This window comes from Mesonia sp. K7 (assembly GCF_003233725.1).
Classification (GTDB): domain Bacteria; phylum Bacteroidota; class Bacteroidia; order Flavobacteriales; family Flavobacteriaceae; genus Mesonia.
This window is the reverse complement of record NZ_QKQV01000023.1, coordinates 1-19,596: the sequence shown is the minus strand read 5'-3', so window position 1 is coordinate 19,596 and position 19,596 is coordinate 1. Positions and strand designations below refer to the sequence as shown.

The following is a 19,596-nucleotide window of genomic DNA, read 5'->3' as shown; positions in this document are numbered from 1 at the left end:
TGGACTACCCGGCGTTCTTCACTCCGAACAACGATGGCTACAACGACACCTGGAACATCTACGGACTGGCGGAGAGCGATCCCTCGGCGAAGATCTATATCTTCGACAGGTACGGCAAGCTCCTGAAGCAGATCAGCCCTATGGGAGAAGGATGGGACGGGACCTATAATGGTGAGCAAATGCCCAGCGGTGATTATTGGTTTAGGGTAGAGTATCAGGAATTAGATAACGCTTCTGGCCAATTGAGAAGGAAAGAATTAAAAGATAACATGACCCTCAAAAGGTAAATTTAAACGATCTTCTTCCAGTAAATTACAATAACAGAAAAAGCAATGATGGCAACTAAGATAGCAATGATTGCTTTTGTGATTTCCTGATAAATAAAGTAACCTGTTCCAAAAAGTAAAGCGTAAACCCCAATGGTTGCCGTAATAAAAGCTAAGACTTTGTAGTTGATGTTTTTAAATTTGCTTTCATTTCCAAAGACTAATTTTTCAAAAGCACTTAATTTTTCTTGTGAGGAAGGTTGAGTTAGGAAGCTTACCACAATCCACGAAAGTGTGGTTACGACCACCCCAATGACCAACTGCCAATGTGAAGCCAATTCAAACCAAGGTTGGTCTAATTTACTATTGACAAAAAAGAAGATGGCTACCAAAAAGGAAACTATCATCGCTGTGATCTCGCTAAACGGATTGATACGGTACCAGAACCATCGTAAAATAAATAACAAACCAGTTCCTGCACCAATTTGCAGTAAAAGATTGAAAGCGTCTCTTGCTTCTTCAAGCACCAATGACAATAAACACGCTAAAAACATCATCACTAAAGTGGAAATTCTACCCACAAGAACTTTCTTTTTTTCAGAGGCATTTTTATCGACAAATCGAGCATAAAAATCATTCACAACATAACTACTTCCCCAATTGAGATGGGTAGAAATGGTACTCATAAAAGCAGCAATAAGTGAAGTGACCACAATACCAAGCAAACCCGATGGCAAAAAAGAGAGCATCGCGGGATAGGATAAATCGTCTTTTATAAACGACTGGTCCAACTCGGGAAAAGCTGTCGCTAAATCAGATAGATTAGGATAAATCACCAAAGAAGCTAAACCAATCATAATCCATGGCCAAGGTCTTAGTGCATAATGAGCAATATTAAAAAATAGCGTTGCCGCAATCGCATTTTTTTCGTCTTTTGCTGCCAACATACGTTGGGCGATATAACCACCGCCACCAGGTTCTGCTCCAGGATACCAAACGCTCCACCATTGTACGGCAATCGGAATAATAATTAGCGGAATAAGCACCTCGAGATTTGAGAAATCAGGGAAAATAGGGGTTTTGGCAATTACATTTTCGTTGGATAATAATTTGTCCAAACCACCAATTTCTGGAAGATTAATAATATAAATACTTGCCCAAATACTACCCACCATGGCAATGATAAATTGGATAAAATCGGTAATGAGTACACCTTTTAATCCGCCGAGGAGCGAATAAACAACCGTAACGATAGAAGCAATCACCAAGGTTTGTAGTTCTGAAAAACCAAACATGACGTGACCAATTTTTATAGCCGCCAAACAGACGGTTGCCATGATGATAATATTGAAGAAAACTCCGAGGTAGATGGCTCTAAAACCTCTTAGAAATGCGGCACTTTTTCCGCTGTAGCGGATTTCATAAAATTCTAAATCGGTCGTAATGTTACTTTTTCGCCAAAGTTTAGCATAGAAAAATACCGTTAACATTCCGGTAAGGAGAAAAGCCCACCAAATCCAGTTTCCATAGACACCATCGGTCCTCACAATACCCGCTACCAAACCTGGGGTGTCGGCTGCAAAAGTGGTTGCCACCATTGAAACACCGAGAAGCCACCATGGCATATTTCGGTTGGATAAGAAAAAGCTATCTACATTTTTACTGCTTTTAAAATAAACCAACACACCCACCAATAAACTGATGACAAAAAAGGAAATAATTAAGATCCAGTCTAAGGTAGATAAAATCATAAGTCTTATTTTATAGCGATGGCGCTAATTTCGACATTTACAAATTTTGGTAAATTGGCAACTTCTACGGTTTCACGAGCTGGAGCAGTTGCTTCATCAAAATATTGAGCATACACACTGTTGATGCGCTGAAAATTGTTCATATCACTAATAAAAATACTGGTTTTTACCACATTCTCAAATGTCATATCGGCAGCTTCTAAAACCGTTTGTAGGTTCTTCATCACCAAATGTGTTTCGTCTTCTAAATTTTCGATCTCCAATTGGCTTGTTTGCGGGTTTATAGCAATTTGTCCGCTTGTGTATAACGTATTTCCTGCCAAAACAGCTTGATTGTAAGGACCAATTGGAGCAGGAGCTAGGTTAGTTGTAATAATTTTTTTCATATATTATAAAGATCTATCGCGTTCTCTGTTTTTGTCGTATTTGATATCACTCAATACACTGGCTTTAATTCCGATGTAAAAATACCAAGATTCTCTTACCCCAAACGGCGTCCAGTTGAAAGACATTTGCCAACTTTCTAAGTCACGCTGAAAACGCAATTGTGTAAATGTAAAACCTTTATTTTTAACATCATAACCTGAGGAAGCTCCGATTGTCCATCGGGGAGCAATTTCTATGTTACCAGAAAACATGATAGAGTGGGAAGAAATCTCATCTTGTCGTCGCAGGTTGTCATAGGTCATGGTATAAGATAATCGTAAATCCCAAGGAATTTTATAATTGTACCATTCTTGATTGATATCATCCTCATTTTCTTCCTGTTCTTCGTCTTCATAAAGTGTACCGTCTTGATTGGTACCGCGACCAAATAAATCATCTGGACGACCTCCATTTCTAAAGGTTTCATCTTCTAACTTGTCAGGTTCTTCTTCGTCTTTAGCTCCTTTTTCGAAGAGTTTACTCGAAAAATTGTACCCAAAGCTTACGTTGGCACGGGTCAAGCGTAAAAGACTCCCACCATTATTGATGTTGAGCGTATTGATTCTTTGATTGCTGTTATTTAGAGCGTAAGGATCTAATGCCCCATTAAAATTGATGTCAAATTTGTCTTGTACCACAGGCAAAACACCTCTTACCTGTATAGGGCTAAGATTTAAAGAATCGGCAGCCATATCATAGGCAGTGGTAAATTGTAAGTTATTTAATAATTTACGCTTGACAGGCTCTGTTGCGGTGGTGTCTTTAGATTTCATTTTGGCTTCAAAATCATTGGTTAGCGAAAAGCCAATACTACTGGAATAACGATTGCCAGGAGCACCAAACAAACCGCCTTCAAAGCGCGTGTATTCTACCACTTCTTCTGGTAAACCTGAAGTCGCAGGAATAAGATAAGTATCATAAAACTCATCAAATTTTGGGTTGACGCTATAACTCAAAGATGGGCGAACTACGTGTCTAATGGTTTGAATTTTTTTGTCTTTACCAAAATTAAAATACCCGTAAACCGTTGTTCCTATACTTGTATTAAAATTGTAAGTTCTATAGGCATCAAATCCGTTTACGGTGTCAGTAACTACTTCTTGCTCTATAGCATCATATTCGCGGCTAATGGTTTTAAAAACCCAGTTTTCCTGAAAATTTGTACCTGCACTTACGCTGAAATGATTGAATATCTTAAAGTTGGTGTTAATCGGAATACTGTGTTGAATACCTGTTTGAGCATCTCTAAACATTTCGGGCTTAAAAAATAACGAGTCCGTCGTTCGAAATCTATTTTCTCCGCGTAAGCTGTATTGAAAGTTGATGTTTTGAATAATTCCTTTTTTAGTGCCTGCTTTTGGTGCAAAAGGATAAATTCTATCGATACTGGCATTAACAGACGGCAAGGTCATGTTAATTTCTTGTGTATTGGTGTTTTGGTTGTGTGTGGCTGCAATAGTAAGGTTAACACCAGGTTCGCCACTAAAGGTTTTGTTATAAGAAATAGATGAACTCATATTATTGTTCAAAAAATTTCCGGTATTATTTTGATTAATGGTTTCTTGATAATAACGACTACTACCTAAGTTAACTGAAGCAGTAAACAAACGCGATGGATTAGCTTTTGGGTCTTGTCTATGGTTCCAAGTGATGTTGTAAATAGACTGTTCTGAATAATCAGGAAAACCAGGTTCGCTATTTAAAAGTTTTTCATAACGTATGTTTATATTTCCGCCAAAGCGATAACGATAAGCATAACTCGATTCTGCTCGCAAACCGTAACTTCCGTTGGTATAATAATCTCCTAAAACTGCCAAATCTACATAATCACTAATGTTGAAATAATACCCTCCGTTTTGGAGGAAATAACCACGGTTTTGGTTGTCACCAAACGACGGAATGATAAATCCTGAAGCTCGATCTTCCGTAAGCGGAAAATAGCCAAAAGGCAAGCCTAAAGGTGTGGGTACATCAGCGATATACATATTGACAAAACCTGTCACAATCTTTTCGTCGGGAACGAATTTTATCTTTCGTGCAAAAAAGTAATATTCTGGATCTTCGATATCTTCGGAAGTGGTAAATTTTACATTCTTCATGTAATACACCGAATCGTTTTCTTTTTTGGTAACTTCGGCTTTTACGTTAAACTCAGATTGTTTGGTTCTGGTATTGTGTACCAAAGCTCGTTGTGTTTTAAAATTAAACCGAATACTATCGGGTTCTGCAACGTTGTTTGCCTGTGTGAAAATTGGTCTTTGTAGGTAGGTTCCCGTAGAATCAACAATTCCGTAGGCGTAAATTTCACTCTTATTCCTATCTAAAATAATAAGTCCTGCTTCTATTTTCATATCACCATATGTAATCACGGCTTGGTCATACAAATAAGCTTTCCCGCTTTTTACATCATAATATTTGTAACCTTTTGCCGTTGAAACTACATCATGTTCTAAGAAAGATTTTTTAGGTTTTACACTATCTATCTTTACAGAATCGATAGGTTTTAAGCTGTCTTTTAGCGGAATATCGATTTCTTTTTCTGCTCGAATATTTACTTTTGTGATGGTGTCGAATTCTTGGCCAAAAAGAGAAGAAGTGCCAACGATTGCAAAAAGGAAAAAGAAGAATATGTAAAAATATGGGTTTTGCAATGTTTCAGAACTATTTTTTATACTTTTGGCTTACTTTTTGAAAGCTCAAAATTACATATATTTTTCTAAGGTATATGTACAATTTATAAAAATAACGATTTAAAGACAATTCAGTATATATGTATTTTAAACATCATAAATCATACCTCTTAGTCGCATTTGTTTTTCTTTTTTTTACTTCTGTTTTAAACCTACAAGCCCAAAACAGTTCTAAAAAACAATTTGTGGTGGTTATAGATGCTGGTCACGGTGGTCACGACCCGGGAAATAGAGGAAGTGGTTATTATGAGAAACACATTGCTTTGGATGTCGCTTTAGCGGTAGGAAAAGAGCTTGAAAAGCACCAAGATATCAAGGTAATCTACACTCGCAAAACCGATGTTTTTATTCCTTTGCACAAGAGAGCTCAAATTGCCAATGATGCCAAAGCCGATTTGTTTGTTTCTATACACTGTAATGCTCATGGTTCTTCTGCTCACGGGACAGAAACTTTTGTTTTAGGGCTGCACAACAGTAAAGCTAACTTAGAAATTGCCATGAAAGAAAACTCGGTAATTTATTTAGAAGAAGATTATGAGGTTACGTACGGAGGTTTTGATCCTAACGATAAATCTTCTTATATCGGGATGACGCTAATGCAAGAAGAATACCTCGATCAAAGTATTTTATTGGCAGATTTTATTCAGAAAGAATATACCAACAAACTAAAACGTGTCAACAGAGGTGTAAAACAAGCCGGACTATTAGTGTTACGCGAAACAGTGATGCCGAGTGTTTTAACAGAAATTGGTTTTCTTTCTTATAAACCAGAAGGAAGCTATCTTAATTCGAGTAAAGGAAAAAGTGATGTAGCAAAATCGATTGAAAATGGTATCCTAAACTACAAAAAGAGTCTCAACCTAAACTTATTTAATACTCCTATTGAAATAAATGAAGCATCAAGTTCTCAAAACAATAAAAAAGAATACACCGATAATTACGACGATATTACTTTTAAAGTACAAGTAGCCGCAGGTTCTACAGCGATAGAAACCAACCCCTATAATTTCAAAGGCTTGCAAAATATTTCGAGAGAAAAAGAAGGCAAGTATTACAAATACTATTATGGAGCAACAAGTAGTTACAAAGAAGTACAAAATTTTTTGGAAGAGGCCAAAAAAGCAGGCTACGAAAACAGTTATATAGTTGCTTTTAAAGACGAAAAAAAGATTAGCGTTAATGACGCGTTAAAAACTAAAAAAGATTAATCTTACTTTTCTATATTTAATTTCATTAAATTTGTTAACAATAAAAATTAGCACACTTGAAAATAACTAGAGAAGTAAAAACAGCGTTGTTGGTTATTATTGCCATCATTCTTTTAATATTTGGTTACAGTTACCTTAAGGGCAATAACTTACTTAACAACCACAGAACTTTTTATGCAACATACAATGAAGCACAAGGTCTTGCGACTTCATCTCCTGTGACCATTAACGGTCTGCAAATAGGTACGGTTTCAGATATTGAGTTTTTAGACGAGAAAGGAAATATCTTGGTGACGATGAATGTACAAAGTGATTTCAAATTTTCTAAAAACAGTGTCGCTCGCATTTATGGAGGTAATCTTATCGGGGGGAAAAGTATGGCGATTATTCCGGTATACGACGGTCCGCAAGCAAAATCTGGAGATACCTTAAAGTCTGATATTGAAGATGGTCTACTGGAAATCGTCAACGACAGGTTATCTCCACTTCAACAAAAACTAGAAAGTGCCATCGTAAATGCAGATTCGCTATTATATGCCTTGAAAGAAGTCTTAAATGCAGAAACCAGAGCCGATTTAAAATCAACGTTTACAAGCTTAAGCGCTACGGCGAAATCTTTTAGTGGTGCAACCGAAAAAATAAACGGAATTCTTGGAGAGAATCAAGCAAAACTTGATCGTACTTTTACTAATCTAGATGATATGTCGGCAAATTTTAAAACCTTATCCGACTCCATATCTAAACTAGAGTTTAATAAAATTGTCAATGATTTTGAAGCTGTTGCCAGTGATTTTAAGGAAATCTCAGAAGGCTTACAAAACGGAAAAGGTTCTGCGGGTAAACTGCTTAATGACGATGCTGTTTATGAAAACTTAGAAAATGCAACACGACAATTAGAGCAACTGTTACAAGACATCAAGCTCAATCCAAAACGATATGTTCATTTCTCTGTTTTTGGAAAAAAACCAGGTGATTATGAACAACCTGAAGACCGAAGCGAATAAAAAATAAAAACCAACCCAATTATGGCCATTCTATCACAAATATTATTTGTCTTAGCATTAATTTTTGCCATTTACTTTTTTATCAGAAACGTAAAAAAGCTTGTTCGTAATATCAAGCTCGGAAAAACAATCAACAGAAGGGACCAACCCAGCAAACGTTTTAAAAATATGGCAATGGTTGCTCTCGGGCAATCTAAAATGGTAAAAAGACCTATTGCAGGTATTTTGCACATTGTGGTTTATTTAGGTTTTGTTATCATCAATATCGAAATGATAGAAATTGTAATCGATGGTATTTTTGGTACGCATCGAGTATTATCATTTATGGGTGGTTTCTATGATTTTCTTATTGGTTCGTTCGAAATATTGGCTTTACTGGTTTTAGTAGGGGTAATCGTTTTTTGGATCAGAAGAAATGTCATCAGGTTAAAGCGCTTTTGGGCCAATGAAATGACCAGCTGGCCAAAAAATGATGCTAATAATATTCTGTATTTTGAAATGATTTTGATGGTTTTATTTTTAACCATGAACGCTGCAGATTATCAATTGCAACTAGTAGGGGCAGACCACTATGCCAACGAAGCTGGAATTATCGGGGCTTTTCCTGTTAGCCAGTTTTTATTACCCTTAATTGACGGGCTGAGTATTTCAAGTCTAATTTTTATAGAAAGAACCGCTTGGTGGTTACACATCCTCGGCGTTTTATTTTTCTTGAACTACCTATATTATTCAAAGCACTTACATATTCTTTTGGCTTTTCCAAACACCTATTTTGCAAAACTTCAACCGCAAGGTGAGTTCAACAACCTAGAAGCCGTAAAAAATGAAGTAGCTTTAATGATGGATCCGAATGCAGATCCGTTTGCCGTTCCAGCAGATGATGCTTCCGCGGAAAGCGCAGCTATCCCCGATAAATTTGGAGCTTCCGATGTGCAAGACCTCAATTGGGTGCAATTGCTTAACTCCTATACCTGTACCGAATGTGGACGATGTACTGCAGAATGTCCAGCCAACCAAACCGGTAAAAAGCTTTCGCCACGTAAGATTATGATGGATACCCGAGATCGTCTGGAAGAGGTTGGTAAAAATATCGACAAAAACGGAAAGTTTGAAAATGACAATAAACAATTATTAAACGATTATATCACCAAAGAAGAGCTTTGGGCCTGTACTACTTGCAACGCTTGTGTAGAGGCTTGTCCAATCGGTATCGACCCATTGTCGATTATTATGGATATGCGCAGGTATTTGGTGATGGAAGAAAGCGCTGCTCCAAACGAATTGAACATTGCAATGGGTAATATCGAAAATAACGGTGCACCCTGGCCTTACAACCAAATGGATAGAATGAATTGGTCACAAGAAAAATAGTAATTGTTTAAAAAAACGATTAAAAAATGACAGAAGAGATTAAAGTCCCGACAATGGCAGAATTCCTTTCACAAGGTAAAGCTCCAGAGGTTTTATTTTGGGTAGGTTGTGCCGGAAGTTTTGACGATAGAGCGAAAAAAATAACCAAAGCTTTTGTAAAGCTATTGCACAAAGCTGGAGTAGAATTTGCGGTATTAGGAACCGAAGAAAGCTGTACAGGTGATCCTGCAAAAAGGGCTGGAAACGAATTTTTATTTCAAATGCAAGCAGCAATGAATATCCAGGTGTTAAATGGATATGAAATCAAAAAAATAGTAACGGCTTGCCCACATTGTTTCAATACGTTAAAAAACGAATACCCTGACCTTGGCGGAAACTACGAAGTTATACACCACACCCAATTTTTAAAGTCACTACTGGAAGAGGGGAGAATGACGGTTGAAGGTGGAAAATTCAAAGGAAAACGTATTACTTTTCACGACCCTTGCTATTTGGGAAGAGCCAATGGTGTTTTTGAAGCGCCTAGAGAATTACTTCAAAAGTTGGAAGTAGAGTTGGTAGAAATGCGTAAATGTAAAAAAGCCGGGCTTTGTTGTGGTGCTGGTGGAGCTCAAATGTTTAAAGAGCCAGAACCGGGAAATAAAGATGTTAATATTTTACGTACCGAACAGGCTTTAGAAACCCAACCCGATATGATTGCTGCTGGTTGTCCGTTTTGCAATACCATGATGACCGACGGCGTAAAAAATAAAAATAAAGAAAACGATATAGAGGTGCTTGATGTAGCCGAAATGATTGCTCAAGCCCAAGATTTATAAAAAAGAAGATGCTTGTAGATTTTAAGGAATTACCCGATGAGGCACGTATTTGGATATACCAAGCCAATCGATCTTTCACGGAAGAAGAACAAAAAGAAATTACCGATAAAACCACCCGATTTTTAGAACAGTGGACAGCTCACGGAAAAGACCTTCAAGCCGGGTTTGACCTCAAATATAATCGCTTTTTAGTGATTGGGCTTAACCAAGAAAGTCAATCGGCGACAGGTTGTTCTATAGATGCTTCAGTACATTTTATTCAAGAATTAGAAAAAACATATAAAGTCGATTTACTCGATAAGATGAACGTAAGTTTTAAACAAGGTGAATATATTGCCTATAAGCCACTTATCGATTTCAAGAAAATGGTAAAAGACCGCTCGGTTTCTGCAAATACCATTGTTTTTAATAATTTGGTCAATACCAAATCAGAATTTTTATCAGATTGGGAAGTACCCTTGGCACAAAGTTGGCATAATAGATTTCTGTAAAAACATCAAACATTGCTCAACTTTTATGAGGAACCTATTTTCTTTACTCATTTTATGTTTCTTTAGCATTCTTACTGTAAATGCTCAAAAAAATCCGCTTGCAAGCGAAAACCCTACCGTACAGAAAAAATGGGTAGATAGTGTTTACAACCAAATGTCTGTAGAGGAAAGAGTAGGGCAACTTTTTATGGTTGATATTTTCTCGAGTCAAGGCAAGCCTGCAGCCGATAAAATAAAAGAACTGATTAAAAATTATCATATTGGTGGTGTGATTTTCTCTAAAGGAGGTCCGCAGAGGCAAGCCAAGATGAACAATGAGTTTCAGGAACTTTCTAAAGTACCCTTATTGGTTGCGATGGATGCCGAATGGGGCTTGGCTATGCGATTGGATTCTACTTATGCTTTCCCTTGGAATATGACGCTCGGTGCTATCGAAAATTATCATTTGGTTAGAGAAACCGGCAGGTATATTGCCAAACACAACAAGCGATTGGGAGTACACATCAATTTTGCTCCGGTGGTAGATATCAATACCAATCCTGCAAATCCGATTATCGGAAATCGTTCTTTTGGTGAAAACAAAGCGAACGTGACCGAAAAAGCGGTCGCTTTTATGCAAGGAATGCATCAGGAAAATGTGTTGAGCAACGCCAAACATTTTCCCGGTCACGGTGATACCGATGTCGATTCGCATAAGAGTTTGCCCACGATTCCGTTTGATCGAGATCGGTTGGATAGTTTGGAAATGTACCCTTATTATGAGATGATCCATAAAGGAGTTTCGAGTATTATGGTTGCTCATTTAAACGTACCCGAACTAGAACCTAAGGATGGTTTGCCCTCGTCGCTTTCTAAAAAAATTATAACCGATCTACTCAAGAAAAAACTTAATTATAAAGGACTCATTTTTACCGATGCGCTCAATATGAAAGGAGCATCTAATTATGATAGCCCTGGAGAAATTGAATTAGCCGCTTTTGAAGCAGGAAACGATATTTTATTGATTTCAGGAGATGTTCCGAAAGCATATGAATTAATCAAAGAAAAAGTTGAAGAAAGTAAAAAACTGAAAGTTCGTTTAGAAGAATCGGTCAAAAAAATATTATCGGCAAAATACAAAGTTGGCTTACACCATTACCAAGCTGTTGATACAACCCATCTTTATCAGGATTTAAATCACATAGAAAATGATCTGTTATATGAAGAATTGATGGAAAACGCGATCACGCTTATCAAAAACAACAACGCTATACTTCCGATAAGAAAACTAAAAGACACCAAAATTGCTTACCTGCATATGGGTAGCGCTAATGGCGATGCTTTTTATCACACATTAAACAAGTATACTTTTGTAGAGAAATTAGATACCGCTTCAGTAGCAAGTCTATCTACACGTATTAAAAACTATGATCTAGTGATTGTGGGACATCATACTTCAAACGATTCTCCTTGGAAAGACTATAAATTTACAGAAGAAGAGCTTAATCTTTTGCATCAAATTTCTATACAAAATAAAGTTGTTTTAGCAACTTTTTCTCGGCCTTATGCTTTATTGGATGTACAGTCTACAACGAATATCAAAAGCATTGTTTTAGGCTATCAAAACAGCAAAATAAGTCAAGAAAAAGTAGCGCAAGCTATTTTTGGAGCTATCGATATCAAAGGGAAATTACCAGTTTCTTTAGGGAAAAATTTCCCCGAAGGCACGCAGTTTAAAACCAAAGCGATACAACGTTTACAATACGGTTTGCCCGAAAGTGTAGGAATGCGTAGTGATATGCTTCAGCAAATAGATTCGATTGCAGAAATGGTTTTAGAAGACAAAATGACACCTGGTTTCCAAGTATTGGTTGCTCGAAAAGGAAAAGTTATTTTTCAGAAGAACTATGGTTATCACACGTACGAAAATAAAACCGCGGTAACAGATACGACCATTTATGATGTAGCATCACTTACCAAAATATTGGCGACTTTACCGTTGGTGATGAAGTTAGAAGAATTGGGAGAAATTTCGTTAGACACCAAGCTTTCTGAATTGCTGCCAGCATTTAAAAACTCAGATAAAAAGAACATTACGCTAAAGCAAATGTTGAGTCATTATGCAGGCTTAAAGGCTTGGCTTCCCTTTTATATTTCTACGTTAGATAACAAGACCAAAACGGCTTCTTCAGATTATTATCGTCCTTTTAAAACCAAAGGTTTTGATGTACAAGTAGCTCAAAACTTATGGATTAGAAATGATATGAACGATTCTATCGTGAAGGAAATTCGCGAAAGCGAGCTGATGAAAAAGATTGAATACAAATACAGTGACTTGCCTTATTATTTGTTGAAAGAGTATTTAGAAAAATATTATCAACAAAACTTACATGAACTCACACAAGAACAATATTATGGATTCTTGGGTGCTAATAACACGGGCTATTTGCCCTTAGAACGTTTTGACCTTAGTAGAATTCCTCCAACAGAAGTCGATAGCTATTGGCGCGAAACCACTGTGCAAGGATATGTACACGATCAAGGAGCGGCAATGCAAGGCAATATTGGAGGTCACGCAGGAATTTTTAGTAATGCCAATGATGTTGCTAAAATCATGCAAATGTATTTAAATGGCGGTAGTTATGGTGGAAAACAATATTTCAAAAAATCGACTATCGATAAGTTCAACACCTGTTATTATTGTCACAAGGAGACGAGAAGAGGGCTTGGTTTTGATAAGCCGCAACTAAAAAGAGTTGGCCCGACTTGTGGCTGTGTCTCTATGAAAAGTTTTGGTCATACTGGCTTTACCGGAACTATGGCTTGGGCAGATCCAGAAGAAGAAATAGTTTACGTATTTTTATCGAATAGAACTTTTCCTGATGCCGAGAACAGAAAGCTCATTCAAGAAGATATCAGAACAAAGATTCAGCAGATTATATATAACGCAATTATCAAATAAAAAAATGAAAATAGGAATTGTTTGTTATCCCACTTTTGGTGGAAGTGGAGTGGTTGCCACCGAATTAGGAATGCGTTTGGCAACTCGCGGTCACGAGGTGCATTTTATCACTTACAAACAACCCGTTCGTTTAGAACACCTTTCAAAAAACATCTATTTTCATGAAGTCAACGTACCTGATTATCCGCTTTTTCACTATCAGCCATACGAGTTGGCACTATCGAGTAAATTGGTCGATATGGTCAAATTACACGGTATAGAGTTGCTACATGTGCATTATGCCATTCCTCACGCTTACGCGGGATATATGGCTAAGAAAATGTTGGAGGAAGAAAGTATTTATATTCCGATGGTCACGACCTTGCACGGAACAGACATTACACTTGTAGGAAACCATCCGTTTTATAAACCCGCTGTAACTTTCAGTATCAATAAAAGTGATGCTGTAACTTCGGTTTCTGATAGTTTAAAGCAAGATACTTTACGATTGTTTGATATCAAAAATGAAATTGAAGTTGTACCTAACTTTATCGACAATAAAAAAACCAAAAATGTTTTTACCGATTGTCAGCGTGAATTGATGGCAAACGAAGACGAAAAAATCATCACGCACATCAGTAATTTTAGAAAAGTAAAACGTATTGATGATGTCATTGACATTTTTTACAGAATCCAACAAAAAGTAAAATCGAAGTTATTAATGGTTGGTGAAGGTCCGGAAGTGATTTCCGCGAAAGCTTTGGTGAACAAATACAACTTGAAAGATAAAGTAGTTTTCTTAGGTGAAAGTAATGAGATAGAAAAGATTTTATGTTTCTCAGATTTGTTTTTATTACCGTCACAAAACGAAAGCTTTGGTTTGGCGGCTTTGGAAGCGATGACTTATAATGTTCCGGTAATATCTTCTAATACAGGAGGTCTGCCAGAAGTAAATACCCAAGGTTTTAGTGGTTTCTTAAGCGATGTAGGAAATGTGGAAGAAATGGCAGAAAAGGGAATCTACATTTTAGAAGAGGAAACCCGATTAGAACAGTTCAAAAAAAATGCAAAAGAAAATGCCTTAAAGTTTGATATTGAATTGATTATTCCGAAATATGAGTCTATTTACGAAAGAACCTTAGCAAACTTTAAGGCAAAGTCTCTATAAATTTTTCTATTTAGAACTGGTACCTAACGCCTAAAGCAATATCTGGTCCGAAATCATCAATTACATCATAATCTGAAAAACCAATTTCTGGTCTAAAATCTAGCGAAATCAATAACGGAATATCAAAGTTGTATTCGATACCTATGTTACCTGCAACAAAAGCAAAGGCTCCGTCATCGTGATCAAAATCATTTCTTTTATCCTCAACACTACCGATACCACCACCAACACCAAGATACCAATTGAAACCTCCCTCTATGTTCCAAACCCATTGGTACAAAGCTGCTAGTTTTACAGCATCGAAATTACGGTCGTTTCTCCACCCTAAATCCAATTCTAGTCGATTGTTATCGCCCAAACCTCTTTGGTAAGAAACTTCTGCGCCATAACCATTTCCGCCACCAATTCTAAGACCGAGCGCATTTTTTGCTATTTCTTGAGCAGAAGATAAACTAAAAGCTCCTACAGCAAGCAAAACGGTTAAAAAAAGTTTTTTCATAGTTAATTTATTTTTATGTTTTCTCAAAAGTACTTGTAAAAACGCTATCTTTCAGATGAAAAAAAATAATGTTTTGTTAATATTACTTAATAAGTGTTAATGCAATAAATGGACAAAAAACTGCACCAACTTCAACAGCAAATTGACGGAGAATTATTTACAAGTAGTTTATACAAAAAAATGTATGCTACCGATGCTTCTGTTTATCGAGAATACCCGTTGGCAGTTTGTATTCCAAGGCATAAAAGAGATGTTATAAAGCTTATCGAGTTTTGCCATCAAAACAAAATAGGCATTATCCCGCGAGCTGCCGGAACTTCATTGGCAGGTCAATGTGTTGGTAACGGAATTGTAGTCGACATTTCCAAAAATTTTACCCATATCATTTCACTAGATAAAGAAAATAAAACGGTTACTGTTGAACCTGGTGTCATTAGAGATGAACTCAATTTATATTTAAAAGAGTTTGCATTATTTTTTGGCCCCAATACATCGACATCTAATCGCTGTATGCTTGGCGGAATGGTAGGTAACAATTCTAGTGGCTCAACCTCTATACAGTATGGAGTTACTCGGGATAAGGTTATTGAAATCGAAGCTATTCTTTCGGATGGTTCTGAAGTGGTTTTTAAGCCGCTTACCCAAGCAGAGTTTCAGAAGAAACAAGAATTAAATACGCTCGAGGGTGAAATTTACCGGTTTTTTGCTTCCACTTTTAGTGAAAAAGAAAACAGAAGTTTAATTATCGAGAACTTTCCCGACGTAAACATACATCGTAGAAATACAGGTTATGCGCTAGACAAACTTATCGATAATGATTTTTTTGAGGCTCATGATAATGAAACTTTTAATCTTTGTAAACTCATCGCCGGTAGTGAAGGAACTTTAGCCTTTATCACACAAATCAAATTACAATTAGAGGCTTTACCACCAACAGAAGCCGTAATGATCGCAGCGCATTTTCATTCGATCGAAGATTGTTTAAATGCCGTGGTTCCAACGATGCAGCATGATTTGTACGCCTGCGAAATGATGGATGAAACTATTCTCGATTGTACAAAAACCAACCTGAAGTATGCGGAGAGTCGCTTTTTCATCCAGGAAGACCCAGTAGCGATATTATTGTTAGAACTTCGGGCCAACACTCATTCCGTTTTAAGCGAAAAAATTACCGCGCTGCAACAAGAATTAGGGGAAAACACAAGTTCTTACGCTAATGTTGTTTTGCAAGACGAAGAAATAGAAATGGCGGTTGAACTACGTAAAGCAGGTTTAGGTCTTTTGGGAAATATAAAAGGCGATAAAAAAACACTTGCTTGCATAGAAGACACTGCAGTAAAAATTGAAGATTTAGCCAGTTATATCCAAGAGTTTACAGCATTGATGGCTAGATATCAACAAAAAGCCGTGTATTATGCTCACGCTGGAGCAGGAGAGTTGCACCTTAGACCAATACTCAATTTAAAGAAAAGCGAAGAGGTAGCGCTATTTAAACAAATTACTTTGGAAGTTGCAAAACTGGTCAAGAAGTATAAAGGTGCTTTTTCTGGTGAGCACGGCGATGGCCGTGTTCGCGCTGCTTTTATAAAAATGTTAGTAGGAGAAGAGGTATATAAACTATTTATTAAAACCAAGTCTGTTTTCGATCCGGATCATATTTTTAATCCTGGAAAAATTGTTTCTGCAAAGCCTATCGATGAAGATTTGCGTTATGTTGCCGATCGAGAAGAGCCAGTGATTAAAACCTTAATGAACTTTGACGATAGCTTTGGATTTTTGCGAGCAATCGAAAATTGTAATGGAAGTGGAGATTGCCGTAAGACCGAACTTTCCAGCGGAGTGATGTGTCCGAGTTATCACGTGACCAAAAACGAAAAAGATACCACTCGTGGCAGGGCAAATGTCTTACGCGAAATGCTTACCAATAATAGAAATTTAAATCAGTTTGATGATAAAGAAGCCATTGAAGTTTTAGACTTATGCGTAGGTTGTAAAGCATGTAAAAGTGAATGCCCTTCTAATATCGATATGGCAACCTACAAGGCAGAAACCTTATACCAATATTACCAACACCACAAGCGAAAGCGAAGCGATTACCTATTTGGAAATGCCAATAAAATCAATCAATTGGCAAGTATTTTACCAAATTTTACCAATAGGCTTTATAAAAACCCAACCGCAGCAAAACTTATCAAGAGATTAAGCGGAATTGCTCCTGAGCGAAGTTTGCCACTAGTGAGTCGTAAAAGTTTAACCAAACAACTTAAAGTCTTATTAGCAGAAAACAATCAACCACAAAAACCTATTAAGGAAGTCTATTTGTTTGTAGATGAATTTACAGATACACTTGATACCCAGATTGGTTTAGAAGCCATCAAATTATTGCAAAAACTCAACTATCGGGTTTCTTACCTTCCACACCAGGAAAGTGGGAGAGCTTTTATCAGCAAAGGTTTTTTAGAACAAGCTCAACAAGTGGCAAATCAAAATATTGAAGCTTTTAAAGATGTCGTCACAGCGGAAACGCCACTCATAGGTATCGAACCGAGTGCTATTCTGAGCTTTAGAGACGAATACTTACGTTTGGCAAACGATATCAATTCCGCGAAAGCGATCGCTCAAAACACTTTTCTTATCGAAGAGTTTTTAGCCAAAGAAATTGCTTTAGAAAATATAAAGTCTTCTCAATTTTCAGAAGATACCAGAGTGATAAAAATACACCCACACTGCCATCAGAAATCCTTAAGTCACAGCAAACACACTTTTGATATTTTAAACCTACCCAAAAACCATCAGGTTACGGTTATCAATGCAGGTTGTTGTGGCATGGCAGGCTCTTTTGGTTACAAAAAAGAGCATTATAAAGTGAGTATGCAAATGGGTGATTTAAGGCTTTTTCCAAGTATCAAAAAAACAAAAGCAACAACCGAAGTTGTTGCTAATGGTACAAGTTGTCGTCATCAAATCTATGACGGAACAGGAAGAATTGCCTTGCATCCTGTTCAAATATTATATCAATCTTTAATTTAAATGATATTAATTAATAATGTGTGATTCAATAGATTGAGTGGATTGTATTTCTATAGGTTCAATATACATCAAACCGTAAGCAGTTAAATCTTCAAATTCATAGTTGATAGCATTAGTGCTATAAATCATTCCCACATCACTTCCGAAATAATTAATAGATTTCAATACGTTTTGTTCTGCTAATACATCAAAAGAAGCTATTCCAAAATCGGCTTTTACTTCTAGATGTACATCTAAAGCAGAAACCAATACATCATCATAAATAGTACCCGCAACATCATAAGTATTTAATATTTCTTGTTGCGTAGTAGCGATAGTATAATTGATGGTAAAAGGTATGTTCTGGCCTTGGACATCTACGGTTTGGTTGATGGTACCAGACTCAGTCGTTAAGGTTTCGTTATTTCCTGCATTGGCATCAAAAATAACGACGTTTTCTAAATCGATATCTACAGGGTCAAAACCTAGGTCTTGCATATTTACGGTATATGTTCCGGTGTAAAGTAGCTTTGTACCACTTTTTGACAAACTTCCTTTACTTAAAACACCTGTAAATAAACCTTGGTTATCTTCAGGTTGGTTAGAAGTAAAAGTAAATTGATTCTGACCAGAACTATTTGCCGTCAAGGTTTCCTGTTGATTTACTGATCTAGGTTGAGGGTCATCGTTTACAGTTCTCGTGTTGGAGTATGTCCAACTATTTCCATCGGTTAATGGCATATAATTAGCATTGTTGGTTTCCCCAGAATTAGTATCATCAGAGCTACAACCTACTACTAATAAACATGCAAAAATAAGGGATAAAAAATTTGTTTTCATAGTTTCTTAATTTTCCCAAATATAGTAAAAAACAAATTTACTAGGATGTTTTATGCACTTATGGCCGATTCCTCGATAGATTGCCGATCGTTATCTAGCGGAACAAAAGATTCTGGCTGGTAATAATAGAGTTTCCATTTTTTGTCTTGGTATTCTAATGCGGTAAGATTTTCTACCCAATCTCCCGAGTTCAGATAAAGACAAGAACCTTTTTTATTGATTTTTCTCACAATCTGTGGCTGGTGAATATGACCACAAACTACATATTTATAACCCTGTTCAATGGCAAGTTCTGCCGCTACTTCTTCAAAATCGTTAATGTATTTCACTGCTTTTTTGACGCTGTTCTTTATTTTTTTGGAAAGAGAGAACTTTTCTTTACCCATTCTTACTAAAATCCAATTGACAAAACGATTGAAAAGAATAAGCAAATCATAACCCCAACCACCAAGTTTTGCCAACCATTTGGTGTTTTGTATCGAAGCGTCAAACACATCTCCATGAAAAAACCAGGCCTTTTTGCCGTCAAGTTCCAAAACGATTTTATCCAGCAATTGAATTTTACCAATGCAGACATCAGAAAACTTTCTTAATAAATCGTCGTGATTTCCCGTCAGGTAAATGACTTCTGTGCCGTGCGTAGAAAGACTAATGATCTTTTTGATGACCTCTAGGTGTGATTTAGGGAAGTAACGTTTTCTAAACTGCCAAATATCAATAATATCGCCGTTTAGAATCAATTTTTTTGGTTTGATACTGTCGAGGTATTCGAGCAATTCTTTAGAATGACAGCCAAAAGTACCTAAGTGAACATCTGAAATGACCGCAATATCTAACTTACGTTTTTTCATCAATCGTTTTCTTTTCAAAAATCAATAGAATTTTACATCCCGATGTTTCCAAAAGATGATGTTTTGTAAAGGGAAGGTTATGATTAGAAATAAGGAATAAGGGGATAGGATAGCGTCAATACGATGAATTCAATTTATTGAATGACGAAGTATTCTCAAGTTAGAGACTGCTTCTCTGCGTTCGCAGTGATGTACTTTCAACTTCAATGAACTTCCCTGAATAGAGTTGACCGTTATTAAACATTTATTTCATTATTAAAAATAGTAATTGTTTTTTGATGAAA

At 36.6% G+C, this 19,596-nt stretch carries 15 protein-coding genes; 9 read left to right on the top strand and 6 right to left on the bottom strand.

Annotated features, from left to right (window positions below; all coding sequences use genetic code 11):
- Positions 1-287: T9SS type B sorting domain-containing protein (locus DNG35_RS11960; protein ID WP_146228880.1), on the top strand; the 287-nt coding region annotated here is incomplete at its 5' end.
- A gap of 2 nt (positions 288-289) precedes the next feature.
- Here DNG35_RS11960 and DNG35_RS11955 read toward each other — a convergent pair.
- The 3 genes from DNG35_RS11955 to DNG35_RS11945 are packed head-to-tail and all read right to left on the bottom strand — an operon-like array spanning position 290 to position 5,094.
- Entirely contained in the window at positions 290-2,017 is a 1,728-nt protein-coding gene (locus tag DNG35_RS11955) for a sodium:solute symporter family protein (protein ID WP_111129503.1), read from the bottom strand.
- 5 nt (positions 2,018-2,022) lie between these two features.
- A complete protein-coding gene (locus DNG35_RS11950) occupies positions 2,023-2,403 on the bottom strand; it encodes a Rid family detoxifying hydrolase (protein ID WP_111129501.1) in 381 nt (126 codons plus the stop codon).
- 3 nt (positions 2,404-2,406) lie between these two features.
- Positions 2,407-5,094: a putative LPS assembly protein LptD gene (locus DNG35_RS11945; RefSeq protein ID WP_233494489.1), complete on the bottom strand. Its 2,688-nt coding sequence runs from the start codon at positions 5,092-5,094 to the stop codon at positions 2,407-2,409.
- A gap of 119 nt (positions 5,095-5,213) precedes the next feature.
- Between DNG35_RS11945 and DNG35_RS11940 the strand changes: the two genes are divergently transcribed.
- Genes DNG35_RS11940 through bshA form a run of 7 tightly spaced genes read left to right on the top strand, consistent with a single transcriptional unit; the run spans position 5,214 to position 14,113 of the window.
- Positions 5,214-6,341, top strand: a complete 1,128-nt coding sequence (locus DNG35_RS11940; protein ID WP_111129499.1) for an N-acetylmuramoyl-L-alanine amidase — start codon at positions 5,214-5,216, stop codon at positions 6,339-6,341.
- 56 nt (positions 6,342-6,397) lie between these two features.
- Complete coding sequence (locus DNG35_RS11935; RefSeq protein WP_111129497.1) at positions 6,398-7,345, top strand: MlaD family protein; 948 nt, start codon at positions 6,398-6,400, stop codon at positions 7,343-7,345.
- A 21-nt stretch (positions 7,346-7,366) separates the two neighbouring features.
- Complete coding sequence (locus DNG35_RS11930) at positions 7,367-8,716, top strand: (Fe-S)-binding protein (protein WP_111129495.1); 1,350 nt, start codon at positions 7,367-7,369, stop codon at positions 8,714-8,716.
- 26 nt (positions 8,717-8,742) lie between these two features.
- Positions 8,743-9,534: a (Fe-S)-binding protein gene (locus DNG35_RS11925; RefSeq protein WP_111129493.1), complete on the top strand. Its 792-nt coding sequence runs from the start codon at positions 8,743-8,745 to the stop codon at positions 9,532-9,534.
- Positions 9,535-9,542: 8 nt separating this feature from the next.
- Complete coding sequence (locus DNG35_RS11920; protein ID WP_111129491.1) at positions 9,543-10,025, top strand: ABC transporter ATPase; 483 nt, start codon at positions 9,543-9,545, stop codon at positions 10,023-10,025.
- Positions 10,026-10,050: 25 nt separating this feature from the next.
- Entirely contained in the window at positions 10,051-12,966 is a 2,916-nt protein-coding gene (locus tag DNG35_RS11915) for a glycoside hydrolase family 3 N-terminal domain-containing protein (protein ID WP_111129489.1), read from the top strand.
- 4 nt (positions 12,967-12,970) lie between these two features.
- A complete protein-coding gene (bshA, locus tag DNG35_RS11910) occupies positions 12,971-14,113 on the top strand; it encodes an N-acetyl-alpha-D-glucosaminyl L-malate synthase BshA (protein WP_111129487.1) in 1,143 nt (380 codons plus the stop codon).
- A 10-nt stretch (positions 14,114-14,123) separates the two neighbouring features.
- Here the strand turns inward: bshA and DNG35_RS11905 are convergent, their stop codons facing one another.
- On the bottom strand, positions 14,124-14,612 hold the full coding sequence (locus DNG35_RS11905; RefSeq protein ID WP_111129485.1) for a hypothetical protein: 489 nt from the start codon (positions 14,610-14,612) through the stop codon (positions 14,124-14,126).
- 108 nt (positions 14,613-14,720) lie between these two features.
- Between DNG35_RS11905 and DNG35_RS11900 the strand changes: the two genes are divergently transcribed.
- Complete coding sequence (locus tag DNG35_RS11900; RefSeq protein WP_111129483.1) at positions 14,721-17,642, top strand: FAD-binding and (Fe-S)-binding domain-containing protein; 2,922 nt, start codon at positions 14,721-14,723, stop codon at positions 17,640-17,642.
- A gap of 6 nt (positions 17,643-17,648) precedes the next feature.
- Here DNG35_RS11900 and DNG35_RS11895 read toward each other — a convergent pair whose 3' ends face one another.
- Both DNG35_RS11895 and DNG35_RS11890 read right to left on the bottom strand, forming a co-directional pair.
- Complete coding sequence (locus DNG35_RS11895) at positions 17,649-18,461, bottom strand: hypothetical protein (protein WP_111129481.1); 813 nt, start codon at positions 18,459-18,461, stop codon at positions 17,649-17,651.
- A 50-nt stretch (positions 18,462-18,511) separates the two neighbouring features.
- Entirely contained in the window at positions 18,512-19,312 is an 801-nt protein-coding gene (locus DNG35_RS11890; RefSeq protein WP_111129479.1) for a UDP-2,3-diacylglucosamine diphosphatase, read from the bottom strand.
- Positions 19,313-19,596: the final 284 nt, after the last annotated feature.

What these genes read in the sequence shown, in the direction of transcription:
- DNG35_RS11955 (WP_111129503.1), bottom strand. Translation starts at nt 2,017, where the DNA reads ATGATTTTATCTACCTTAGACTGGATCTTAATTATTTCCTTTTTTGTC.
- DNG35_RS11950 (WP_111129501.1), bottom strand. Translation starts at nt 2,403, where the DNA reads ATGAAAAAAATTATTACAACTAACCTAGCTCCTGCTCCAATTGGTCCT.
- DNG35_RS11940 (WP_111129499.1), top strand. Translation starts at nt 5,214, where the DNA reads ATGTATTTTAAACATCATAAATCATACCTCTTAGTCGCATTTGTTTTT.
- DNG35_RS11930 (WP_111129495.1), top strand. Translation starts at nt 7,367, where the DNA reads ATGGCCATTCTATCACAAATATTATTTGTCTTAGCATTAATTTTTGCC.
- DNG35_RS11925 (WP_111129493.1), top strand. Translation starts at nt 8,743, where the DNA reads ATGACAGAAGAGATTAAAGTCCCGACAATGGCAGAATTCCTTTCACAA.
- DNG35_RS11920 (WP_111129491.1), top strand. Translation starts at nt 9,543, where the DNA reads ATGCTTGTAGATTTTAAGGAATTACCCGATGAGGCACGTATTTGGATA.
- DNG35_RS11915 (WP_111129489.1), top strand. Translation starts at nt 10,051, where the DNA reads ATGAGGAACCTATTTTCTTTACTCATTTTATGTTTCTTTAGCATTCTT.
- bshA (WP_111129487.1), top strand. Translation starts at nt 12,971, where the DNA reads ATGAAAATAGGAATTGTTTGTTATCCCACTTTTGGTGGAAGTGGAGTG.
- DNG35_RS11905 (WP_111129485.1), bottom strand. Translation starts at nt 14,612, where the DNA reads ATGAAAAAACTTTTTTTAACCGTTTTGCTTGCTGTAGGAGCTTTTAGT.
- DNG35_RS11900 (WP_111129483.1), top strand. Translation starts at nt 14,721, where the DNA reads ATGGACAAAAAACTGCACCAACTTCAACAGCAAATTGACGGAGAATTA.
- DNG35_RS11895 (WP_111129481.1), bottom strand. Translation starts at nt 18,461, where the DNA reads ATGAAAACAAATTTTTTATCCCTTATTTTTGCATGTTTATTAGTAGTA.
- DNG35_RS11890 (WP_111129479.1), bottom strand. Translation starts at nt 19,312, where the DNA reads ATGAAAAAACGTAAGTTAGATATTGCGGTCATTTCAGATGTTCACTTA.